Annotated in this window: 13 protein-coding genes; 12 read left to right on the forward strand and 1 reads right to left on the reverse strand. The window is 66.0% G+C overall.

What is annotated here, in order from left to right; genetic code table 11:
• The 4 genes from JWN03_RS37070 (at nucleotide 1) to JWN03_RS37085 (ending at nucleotide 3,697) form a co-directional block, all read left to right on the forward strand.
• Nucleotides 1-1,782 (forward strand): phage minor capsid protein, encoded by a 1,782-nt coding sequence (locus JWN03_RS37070; RefSeq protein ID WP_297625342.1) that lies wholly within the window; start codon nucleotides 1-3, stop codon nucleotides 1,780-1,782.
• Nucleotides 1,779-1,952: a hypothetical protein gene (locus tag JWN03_RS37075; RefSeq protein ID WP_297625344.1), complete on the forward strand. Its 174-nt coding sequence runs from the start codon at nucleotides 1,779-1,781 to the stop codon at nucleotides 1,950-1,952. Before JWN03_RS37070 ends, JWN03_RS37075 begins: the two co-directional genes overlap by 4 nt.
• Nucleotides 1,953-2,080: 128 nt before the next feature.
• Complete coding sequence (locus JWN03_RS37080) at nucleotides 2,081-2,773, forward strand: hypothetical protein (protein ID WP_297625347.1); 693 nt, start codon at nucleotides 2,081-2,083, stop codon at nucleotides 2,771-2,773.
• A gap of 27 nt (nucleotides 2,774-2,800) precedes the next feature.
• A complete protein-coding gene (locus tag JWN03_RS37085; protein WP_297625349.1) occupies nucleotides 2,801-3,697 on the forward strand; it encodes a phage capsid protein in 897 nt (298 codons plus the stop codon).
• Nucleotides 3,698-3,752: 55 nt separating this feature from the next.
• Here JWN03_RS37085 and JWN03_RS37090 read toward each other — a convergent pair whose 3' ends face one another.
• Nucleotides 3,753-4,322, reverse strand: coding sequence for a hypothetical protein (locus tag JWN03_RS37090; protein ID WP_297625352.1), 570 nt, complete (start codon nucleotides 4,320-4,322; stop codon nucleotides 3,753-3,755).
• A 51-nt stretch (nucleotides 4,323-4,373) separates the two neighbouring features.
• On the opposite strand from JWN03_RS37090, the gene JWN03_RS37095 reads away from it, so the two are divergent.
• The 8 genes from JWN03_RS37095 to JWN03_RS37130 form a co-directional block, all read left to right on the forward strand.
• Nucleotides 4,374-4,802 (forward strand): hypothetical protein, encoded by a 429-nt coding sequence (locus JWN03_RS37095; protein ID WP_297625355.1) that lies wholly within the window; start codon nucleotides 4,374-4,376, stop codon nucleotides 4,800-4,802.
• Nucleotides 4,799-5,125 carry a hypothetical protein gene (locus JWN03_RS37100; RefSeq protein ID WP_297625357.1) on the forward strand — a complete coding sequence of 109 codons (327 nt, stop codon included), beginning with the start codon at nucleotides 4,799-4,801 and terminating at the stop codon, nucleotides 5,123-5,125. Before JWN03_RS37095 ends, JWN03_RS37100 begins: the two co-directional genes overlap by 4 nt.
• 14 nt (nucleotides 5,126-5,139) lie before the next feature.
• Entirely contained in the window at nucleotides 5,140-5,481 is a 342-nt protein-coding gene (locus JWN03_RS37105; protein WP_297625360.1) for a hypothetical protein, read from the forward strand.
• On the forward strand, nucleotides 5,478-5,918 hold the full coding sequence (locus JWN03_RS37110; protein WP_297625363.1) for a phage tail terminator protein: 441 nt from the start codon (nucleotides 5,478-5,480) through the stop codon (nucleotides 5,916-5,918). The genes JWN03_RS37105 and JWN03_RS37110 overlap by 4 nt, the downstream gene beginning before the upstream one ends.
• Nucleotides 5,915-6,688 (forward strand): phage tail tube protein, encoded by a 774-nt coding sequence (locus JWN03_RS37115; protein ID WP_297625366.1) that lies wholly within the window; start codon nucleotides 5,915-5,917, stop codon nucleotides 6,686-6,688. The genes JWN03_RS37110 and JWN03_RS37115 overlap by 4 nt, the downstream gene beginning before the upstream one ends.
• A gap of 19 nt (nucleotides 6,689-6,707) precedes the next feature.
• Nucleotides 6,708-7,358 (forward strand): DUF7426 family protein, encoded by a 651-nt coding sequence (locus tag JWN03_RS37120; RefSeq protein ID WP_297625368.1) that lies wholly within the window; start codon nucleotides 6,708-6,710, stop codon nucleotides 7,356-7,358.
• Nucleotides 7,359-7,369: 11 nt separating this feature from the next.
• Entirely contained in the window at nucleotides 7,370-7,756 is a 387-nt protein-coding gene (locus tag JWN03_RS37125; protein ID WP_297625371.1) for a DUF7426 family protein, read from the forward strand.
• Between the two features lie 18 nt (nucleotides 7,757-7,774).
• The coding region (locus tag JWN03_RS37130; protein ID WP_297625373.1) for a phage tail tape measure protein at nucleotides 7,775-9,968 on the forward strand (2,194 nt) is incomplete at its 3' end.

Below are 9,968 nucleotides of genomic sequence, written 5' to 3' on the forward strand. Positions count from 1 at the left end.
ATGGCATTCGAGCCCGCCGCCGTTGCAGGACTGCAAGACGGAGTCGCCCAGATCTACGCCGATGCCGAAGTGCAGCTGCTCGCCCGCGTCGCCAAGGCGATCGAGAAGGGCATCGACACCCCGCAGTGGGTGAGCGTGCAGCTCGGCGAGATGGCCCGCCTGTCGAAGGAGTCGCGCGGATTCCTGTTGTCCCTCGATCCGCTTGTCGCACAGCAGATCGAGGCCGCGCTACTCGCTGCGCACGCAACGGGAGTAGCCGCCGCCGACAGCGACATTCCGGGTCCGCCCTCCAGCGGCCCCGCTCCAGTTATCTCGCAAGAGGCGGTCGCGGCCCTCGCGGCGGAAGCCACCGCGGCTGTCGTATCGACGCATTCGCAGATCTTGCGATCGACAGTGGACAGCTACCGGCAGGTCGTTGCCGATGTGGCGGGCCGCGTCGTGACAGGCGTCGGCACCCGGCGCGAAGCGACCCAGGCCGCCCTCGACCAGTTCGCGGCTCGCGGGATCAGCAGCTTCCGCGACAAGGCCGGACGGAACTGGCGCATCGACACCTACGCCGAAATGGCTGTCCGCACAGCGGCTCTGCGCGCCCTGAAACAGGGCCATACGGACCGGTTGTTGCAGCGCGGCTATGACCTGGTCGTCATCTCCTCGCACCCGCGCCCCGCCCCGCAGTGCAGACGGTTCGAGGGCCGCATCGTGTCGTTGACCGGCCGCACCCCCAACGGCAAGGTCGACGCGACCTCTCCGCTCACTGGCGCCGCTGTCACCGAAACGGTGGTCGCGTCCATGCGGGAAGCGGAGAGCGCCGGCCTGCATCACCCGAACTGCAAACACACTCACACCCTGTGGGTTCCGGGCGCACCTCGCCCGAAGGTCGAACCGTACGACGAGCAGGGTTACGCCGACGAGCAGCAGCTTCGCCGCATGGAACGCCAAGTGCGTGAGGCGAAACGGCAGCAGGCCGCCGCTATCACCCCGGATGCGAAGAAGGCCGCCACGGCGAAGGTCCGTGCGCGCCAGACCGCCATCCGCGCTCACGTCGATCAGACCGGCGTCACTCGCCGCCTGAACCGCGAGCAGCTGCGCGACGGCGACGCGAGCAACGCGAACACGCTGACCCGCAACCCGAACCCGCCCGCACTCCCGGCCACACCGTCGGTGACAACAGTGGAGGCGAAGCTGACCCGGCGCAAGCGCGAGCTGGAGCACCTGGACGACAAGGAACTTGCCGACCTCGCCGAGAAGGCCGTTACCGACCTCGATATGGACCTACTCGACCGCATCGAGGTCGAGGACCAGCACCGCAGCAAGGTCGCCGCCAAGCGGGCCGAACGGTGGGCCGGATACGAGCGCAAGTACGACGAGCTCGTGGCCGACGGCTGGGACCACGAATCCGCAGTCGAGAAGGCGTACGGCATCTCGGTGAAAACCCAACGCTCACAAGCTGCTATCTCCATGCTGCGCGGGCAGGGGTACGAGGGGAAGTCGTTCAACGACCTGGCCCGCCATGCGTTCAAAGACCAGGCGTACACGAACTGGCTTGCCGCCGAGGAAGCTACGAACGGCTACATGCTGTCCAAGGCCGGGCAGGCTGCCGGTATCGACCCGCGCTCGCTGTGGTTCGGCAATGCCAGTGCGGCCGAGAAGTACGCTTCGGAGGAGCTGCGCGGCTACTGGGACCAGCACGGCCGCCCAACGCTCGACGAGTTCAAAGCTGACCTGCTCGATCCGCAGGAGGCGGACCGGATACGAAGCGCGAGAGGGGATTTCCTGCGATGAGCGGAAGTGACCTCTACCGCGCCTATCAGGAGGGCCTGACCGCCGCCGGACAAGCGGACGCCGTCAACCCCTACAGCCCGGCCCCCGCCGGAAGCCCCCGAGAACTGCTCGCCCGAATGTGGCTGCGCGGCAGGCTGAAGCACGCACTCGACGTGCCCGCCGCCGACTAGCCAGCCCCAATACCCACGCCCCGCCCTCGCTGGCGGGGCGTCTTTTGTGCGCCCACCTGGAGTGGGTGCACCAATCACCCAGCACCCCAGGAGGGTTCGCCATGTCCACTGCCCAGCCAGCCACCGACGTGACCACCGCACCCGAGGCCGACGACGTCGACACCGCCCCCGACACCCCAGAAGCGCCGCAGGGCGACGAACAGGGCGCAGGCAAGGTCGATGCCTCGGAAGGCGATAAAGGCACGGCCGATGAGCCGACGGGCAGCACGGCCGACGATCCGCGGCTGCGGTCAGCGCGGAACGATGCCGCGAAGTACCGCACTCGCGCCAGCAAGGCCGAAACCGATCTCGACGCCTTCAAAGAGCAGGTCGGCAAGCTGTTCGGTTTCGTCTCCGACGACGACGCCAACGACCCGAAGAAGCTGACTGCCCAGCTCGAGGCAACGGTCAAGGACGCCAACGAAGCTCGCGTCGAACTGGCCGTCTACCGCGCTGCCGGTAAGGACATCGACGCCGAAGCGCTGCTCGATTCCCGCACATTCGCTTCGGTCGTTTCCAAGCTCGACCACACCGCCGATGACTTCGCCGCCCAGGTGGCCGCCGAGATCACCAAGGTCGTCGAGAAGAACCCGACGAAGTTCCGTCTGACCGCCGTCGCCGAGCCGCCCAAGCCGCCCAAGCGGTCCGGCTCCGACACCGGCAACGGCAAGGGCGAGAACTCCGGGCAGCTCACCTACGCGCAGTACCAGGCCCTTTCCCCGGCCGACCGCGTGAAGGCGGTCAAGGAAGGCCGAGCCAACCAGATCCTCGGCCGCAAGTAACCCGCACCCTCTTCAAGGAGTGGCCACATGGCTATCAACTTCATTCCCGAGTTCTGGTCCGATCAGGTCCTCGTCCCGTTCGAGGCTGACCTGGTCTTCGGTCAGCCCAAGGTGGCGAACCGCAAGTACGAGGGCACTATTCGCCAGAAGGGCGACACCGTCCACGTCTCGTCCATCGGCGACCCGACCGTCAAGAAGTACGACAAGAACACCAACCTCGACGTCGAGGATCTGTCGGACGCAGAGACCGCGATGATCATCGACCAGGGCGACTACTTCGCCTTCCGCGTCAACGACGTCGACGAGCTGCAGTCGGCTGTGAACTTCGAAGACCCGGCCACCGCCCGCGCCGGTTACAAGCTTCAGAACCAGGTCGACCTGTTCCTGTACAAGCAGCTCACCGCCGGTGTGCTGGCGGGCAACCAGCTGGGCCGCATCACTGTGACCGAAGGCGAGCCGGAGAAGGCGACCGCCGGTCAGCTCAGCGTGTACCGCGTCGCGGTGAAGCTGCGCGAGAAGCTCGACCGCGCCTCGGTCACCAAGAACGGCCGCTACCTGGCGATCCCGCCGGAGCTGCTGTCTCCGCTGCTGCTCGATGAGCGTTTCATCAGCGCTGACAAGCTCGGCAGCGTCGGCCCGCTGCTCAACGGCACCGTCGGCCGCATGGCCGGTTTCGACATCCTGGAGTCGAACAACATCAACAAGGTCGGTGGCGCGGGCGCGGCCAAGGACGACTACGTGATCGTCGCGGGCGTCTCCGAGGCCCTGTCGTTCGCCAACCAGCTGTCCAACGTCGAGACGATCCGCGACCCGAACCGGTTCGCCGACATCGTGCGTGGCGTGAACATCTACGGCGGCAAGGTCTTCCGCCCTGAGGGCCTGGCCTCGGCGTCCGTGCTGCTGGCCCCGCCGACCGCCGCATAGTCGGCTATTACGGGCGGGACACTGCGTCGGTGTCCCGCCCGGTTTTCGTGCAATGTCAACGAGTCCGGGAGCTGTGTCTTAAGAGCTGACGCCGAGTTCTCTCTGGGGGAGTAGTGGCAGTGCGTACTGCATCCACATATTCGGCATACACCCGGTGGACCACCGTCATCCGACGACCAGCCTCTTCGTCGATAGCGTTGGCGTTTCTCGTTTGTCCCTGATCGCGCCAAAACTCAAGCTGCGCTGAATAGCCTTCCAGGGCTTCGAACAGGCTTGCTATGTACGCGTCAAGCGATGGGGGCCCAGCCATCGTTGCTGGTGCTTTCACATCGAACAGCGCCGTCCACTTCTCCAAGTGGGCGGCGTGCAGCCGCGTTATAGATTCGGATTCTCCCATGTCGATCAGGATGGCTCGGAACACTCGCGCCGATTCCATGAACTGATCTGTTCGAACAAGCAGGTCGCGGTGAGTCTCAACCCGTCGATCGTAGACAGCTTGGATTCGGGTGTTATCAGCCAGTACCCGCTGATTGCGGGCGGTCAACCAGTTGGCCGCGAAGGTGATTCCACCACCGACGATCGTGCCTCCGAGGCCGAACAAAGCAGTAGCAAGCTCGAATGCCATGCAGCACAGGCTATCCGCTAGTAGACCCTTTAATCTTGCTGAGAGGCTTCAGTGCTCACCTACGCCACTGTCGACCAGCTCGCCGAGCACGTGACGGCAGCCCAGCTCGACAAGCTCGCGGTCGGCGACGCCGCCCGCTACATCCAGTCGGCCACACAAATCGTGCGGACTGCGACGAAGAACGACCTGTACGACGTCACCCCCGCTGGTATGCCGACAGATCCAGTCCTCGCAGGCGCACTGGCCGTCGCCACCTGTGTGCAGGTGCGCGAGTGGATCTGCAACGACATCAACCCGCTCACAGGCGTGGCCGGTCTCGCCCCGACGGTCGCCTCCGCATCTACCAACGGCTCTTCGGTCAGCTACAACAACACTGACCAGGCCGCCGCCCGCGCCCAGCTGCTCACGGAACTGGCCGACGCCGCCCGAATCGAGCTGCGCAATGTTGGGCTCGCCTCCTCGAAGGTGGCCCGGCGATGAATGACCCGCTCGCGATGTTCTGGCGTCACTGGGTTCTGGTGCGCCGCTACGTCGGCAACGGCGCGGCCGGACCGGAATACGAAACGCCGACCGGCGAGCGCTGCAACGTCGCCTCCAAGCGGCAGGTTGTGCGCGATGGCAGCGGAGACGAGGTCACCTCGTCGACCTCGGTTGTGTTCCCTCCTACGGTCGCCCCGATACCGCCCGGCTCAGAGGTGACACTGCCCGCTGAATTCGGCGGAGGCACTGCTGATGTCGTGTCCGTCTCCGTATCCCACGCTGGCCCGCCATTCCCGGACACCCAAGTCGTCTACCTCGAATAGAAGGAGGCCGCGCGATGGCGCTGTCGATGCGATGGGACGGCGAGCAGGTCTCGGCCGCAGCCCGCGAGGGTCTGGAAAAGGGACTGTTCGAGGCGGCGGAAGTGCTGCTCGCGCAAGCGAATGCGCTCGTGCCGATCGAAGAGGGCACCCTCCAGAACTCCGGCACTGCCGAGGTGCGCGACGGTAAGGCCCGCGTCGGATTCAACACGCCGTACGCGCTGCGCCAGCACGAGGACCTGAGCCTTCATCACGCGAACGGCCGCACCGCGAAGTACTTGGAGAAGCCGCTCAACCAGTTCGGTCCGGAGCTGGAAGCCATTGCTGGAGCTGCCATTACGAGGCGGCTCGGGTCATGAGCGCCGACACCGGCCAGTTCGTCGACGCGCTGGCCCGCTACCTCCACAGCGCAGGTATGGCCCGCTACCAGTCGGTCGGCGCATATCCCGACGGCGATATCCCGGCGGTGTTCTTCAACCTACTGCCCGCGAACCCAGAAGCGGCACTGGCGATCACCGTTTACGACGAGCTGTTCGACCGCGACGACCACAACCCGGACCTGTACGTACAGCTGCGCTGGCGCACCGCAGGCAAGGACCCGCGCGCCGTCGACTCCGCCGCAGACGCCGCCAGTCGCATCCTGCACGACCAAACACATCTGACCTTCCCCGGCGGAGTGCGAGTGCTGCTGTGCCGCAGGAAGGTTCGCGGCATCACCACCCCGGATTCCAACGGCCGCTATGAGCGCGCCGACTCCTACGTTTTCACCCTCAACCCAGGAGGCACGACACCGTGACCACTCTCCAGGCTCCCAACTCGGCCGGTATGGCGACCGCGCTCGCCCGCGACTACGCCGTCCAGGTAGACATCAACTACGGCACCGCCCAGTCCGGCACCCCCGAGTGGGTGTTCGTCATGGGCCTGAACAAGGTCTCGCCGTCCAACGACATCACCCTCCAGGACGACGGCGACATCCACTCCAACGGCCGCAAGTCGCAGATCGCGACCGCCATCGGCGAGAACCTGGAAATCGCCGGCCTGCGTAAGGGCAACCTCTCGGCGGGATTCGTTGCTGACCCCGGTCAGGAGAAGCTGCGCAGCCACGGCGAGGACATCGGTGCCGCGAACACCGCGCACGTCCGCTACTGGCGCACCGACGGCATCGACGAGGCCAAGGAAGGCTACTTCGCCGCGTCCTGGGTGTCGGCTGCCGACGATAAGGAGGGCCTGTACGGCTTCACGTGCACCCTGACCGGCAAGGGTCAGCACAAGAAGATCGCGAAGCCGACCGCCCCGACCGCGAAGACCATCACCCTGCCGAGCGGTTCGACCGGCGGCACCTTCACCGTCACCGTGGACGGCCAGAGCACTCCCGGTATCGCCTACAACGCGACCGCGGCTGCGGTGAAGACCGCACTGGAAGCTATGACGACCATCGGCGCTGGCAAGGCCGAAGTGACCGGCAGCACGGGCGGCCCCTACACCGTGAACCTGCCCGGCACCGTCTCGACCGTGACCGCATCGGGCACCAGCCTGACCCCGTCGGGCACCGTCGCCGTCGCCTGACCCCGGAAAGGCACGCATCGTGCAGGAATTCGACGAGTTCCTAGACCCGGACCTGTATCTGCCGGTGCGCGGCCATCAGGTGCGCATCACATCCCCGTCCGCCTGGGACGGGCTGCGAATGCGCAGGCTCCTCGCCGACCTCGACGCGCTCACCCCCGAGGTGGAGCGCGTCGAGGTTCGGCGGCTCCTAGGCGCAGCATGGGACCAGCTCGACCGGCTAGGCGCGGACTCCACCATCATCGCCCTGGCCGGGCGCACAGCCCTGCTGCACTTCGGCAAGAGCCCCGACGCGGCGGCGGCGTTCTGGAACGGCGAGATCGACCCCGACGGCGACGGCGAACCTGTTGTCGCCGTGGACACTTCAGCACCCGGATACCTCGGCCCGGACGACCCCGGCGGCGGCCCCGTCGACCCGGCGAGCGGACTGCGCGCCTGGTTCAACCCGCCGGAGATGGCCCCGGTCAACGCGATCTCGCCCACTCTTTCGTGGCGAGAAGTGCTGGCGTGCTGGCGCGATATCGAACTTGACATGCACTCCGCATACGGAGTGGACGTCAATTCTGGTGTGCTGCATGAGCGCCCGTGGCGCTGGCTCGAGGTACGCATCCGCGACCTCGCCAGCTCGCCCGGCACGCGGCTACACCGCGCAATCCTTCCCCCAATCGTGTGAGGACTACACCTATGGCCGCGCTGCGCGACCTATCCGAGTTCTACGACCCGGACCTCTCGCTGCCCATCGGCGGCGTCATCTACATGGTCAAGAGCCCCGGCATCACAGAAGCGGACCGGCTCCGACTGCTGATCATCGACGAAACCCTTTCCGCCGCAGACGAGTACGAGGAAATCATCAAGATCCTCGGCCCCGCCCGCGAGCAGATGGCACGCAACGGCGTCGCGGACACGATGGCGATGCACGCGGGCCGCACCGCGCTACTGCACTTCGGCGGAAGCCCCAGCATGGGCCGCGCCAACTGGCAGTTCGCCCAGCTCGCCGACTTTGTCGACATCCAGGCACTTCTCGACTCCTCCAAGGCCGACGACGAGGCGGAAGCCAGTCGCGCCGACTAACTTTGAACGGAGCCGAATATGTCAACACGGGTCGGCGAAATCTATGCCGAACTCACCCTTGACGACTCCCGCTTCCAACGTCGAATGGCCAGTGCTGAAGTGAGCTTCACCGGCCTGCGCGGTGCTGCCGAGCGGGCCGCCGGTCAGATTGATCGCAGCTTCCGCAACACCGGCTCCAGCATCGAACGTGGTGGGCTCGGCGCACGCAACGCCGCCCGCGACATCGGACGAGTCGGAGATGCCGCACAAGGCGCAGCGCGCGACGTCGACCGCATCGAACGGTCAGCAGGGCAGGCCGCCAGCGCAACTCGGCGAATCGACCTGCCCGCCGGCCTGGCGCAATCGGCGTCGCGTGCCTCCGAAGCGCTCGGCCGGATCGGGGAACGCGCCACGGGCGCGGCCTCGACCGGCTCGTCCTTCGGGGACTCGTTCGTCGGCGGCTTCGCAGGCAAGCTCCAGGGCATCGGCGGCAAGGGCGGACCTATCGCGATGGCGCTGGTCGGCGTCGCCAGTATCGGCCTCGCTGCCGGTGCCGTGCTGGCAGGTGCGATCAGCGACGGAATGCAGATGGAGGAGGACTCCGCCCTTATCCAGGCCCGTCTAGGCGTCAACGACGAAACGATGAAGGTCATCGGCCAAGCTGCCGGGCTGGCCTTCACGAACGGCTGGGGCGACTCGGTCCACTCCAACATGCAAGGCGTCCAGGCCGCGATCGAATCGGGTCTGCTCAACGGCGAAGAAACCGCCGACCAGATGCAACCTCTGATCGAAAAGCTCAACGTCGTCGCTGACGTTATGGGCGAGGACATTCCAGCGGTCGCGCGGTCAGCCGGACAGGCGGTCAAGAACGGCATCGCCAAGGACGGTGCAGAGGCGTTCGACCTGCTCATCAAGGCCCAGCAGAATGGGCTGAACGTCTCGGAAGACCTGCTCGACTCGTTCGACGAGTATTCCACCCAGTTGCGCGCATTGGGCCTCGAAGGGGCCGACGGCTGGGCGCTCGTCGCACAGGGCGTAAAGGCCGGTGCCCGCGACACCGACGTCATGATCGACTCCCTCAAGGAGTTCAAGCTCCGCGTCACCGACGGAACCGCCGAAGGCGCAGCAGGATTCGACAAGCTCGGCGTCTCGGCTGAAGAAGCACAGACGGCCATGGCCGCTGGCGGCGAATCAGCCCGCGACATGACAGCCAAGCTGCTGCGCGGGCTCCAAAGCGTCAAAGACCCGCAGGACCGCTACAACGCCGCCCTCGCGCTGTTCGGCACGAAGTTCGAGGACATCCAGGGCGCGGTCTACAAGCTGAACCTCGACACCGCCGTCCAGGAATTCGGTGACGTCGCTGGCGCCGCTGACAAAGCGGGCCAGACGATCAGTGACACCACGGCGCACAAGTTCGAGGCCGCGAAGAACTCGATCACCGCGGCGATGGATGGCGTCAAGTTCTCGATCGCTGAGGCGTTCGGCACGACATTGCAGCAGGCGGCGGACTGGGTCTCGGCTCACAAGCCGGAGATCATCGCGTTCTTCACCAACCTCGCGGATGCCGGGCTTGCCTGCCTGGACGGGCTGATCACCTTCGCTTCCGGTGCACTGCGGGCGTTCGCGTCCATGCAGGAGGGGATCGGCGACGCCCTCGGGACGGTTCTGAAGGGCCTCGGTGGCTTCAGCGAGAAGCTGGGCGGCATCATCAAGCACATCCCCGGCATGGAGGATGCGGGCAAGGCGATCGAGGGCGCTGGTTCGGCGACCAAGCTGTACGGCGAATTCGTTGACGGCGCAGCCGATAAGGCCCGCGCGCTGGCCGACGTGCTCGACAACGCTAAGCCGAAGATCGACGACATCAGGGATTCCGTCCGCAGCGCAGGCCAACAGGCGGCGGGCGCAGCGGAGATGACGCGAATGCTCGGCGGCGCGATCTCCGAAATCCCAGACGACCGCACCGTCACCGTGCGGGCACTGACCGACGAGGCGAAGCGCAATCTCGAAGCGTTCGGATTCAAGGTCGAATCCCTGCCTGACGGCACGTCGAAGGTCACCGCGCAAACCGCTGACGCACAGAAGGTGATCGACGCCTTCATCGCGCAAAACAACGGCCGCAAGATCACCACCTACACCACGAACGAGATCCAAGACGTTCGAGTGCAGGCGACAAAGAACGCTGGTCTGGACCCGAATCAGGGTCTCGTGCAAGGCCCTGTGTACATGCCCGACG

The organism is Nocardia sp. (assembly GCF_025465275.1).
In the GTDB taxonomy this organism is placed as follows: Bacteria; Actinomycetota; Actinomycetes; order Mycobacteriales; family Mycobacteriaceae; genus Nocardia.

Excerpts from the sequence above, each read along its gene's own strand:
- JWN03_RS37125 (WP_297625371.1), top strand. The coding sequence starts at position 7,370 with ATGGCCGCGCTGCGCGACCTATCCGAGTTCTACGACCCGGACCTCTCG.
- JWN03_RS37070 (WP_297625342.1), top strand. The coding sequence starts at position 1 with ATGGCATTCGAGCCCGCCGCCGTTGCAGGACTGCAAGACGGAGTCGCC.
- JWN03_RS37110 (WP_297625363.1), top strand. The coding sequence starts at position 5,478 with ATGAGCGCCGACACCGGCCAGTTCGTCGACGCGCTGGCCCGCTACCTC.
- JWN03_RS37105 (WP_297625360.1), top strand. The coding sequence starts at position 5,140 with ATGGCGCTGTCGATGCGATGGGACGGCGAGCAGGTCTCGGCCGCAGCC.
- JWN03_RS37075 (WP_297625344.1), top strand. The coding sequence starts at position 1,779 with ATGAGCGGAAGTGACCTCTACCGCGCCTATCAGGAGGGCCTGACCGCC.
- JWN03_RS37090 (WP_297625352.1), bottom strand. The coding sequence starts at position 4,322 with ATGGCATTCGAGCTTGCTACTGCTTTGTTCGGCCTCGGAGGCACGATC.
- JWN03_RS37100 (WP_297625357.1), top strand. The coding sequence starts at position 4,799 with ATGAATGACCCGCTCGCGATGTTCTGGCGTCACTGGGTTCTGGTGCGC.
- JWN03_RS37085 (WP_297625349.1), top strand. The coding sequence starts at position 2,801 with ATGGCTATCAACTTCATTCCCGAGTTCTGGTCCGATCAGGTCCTCGTC.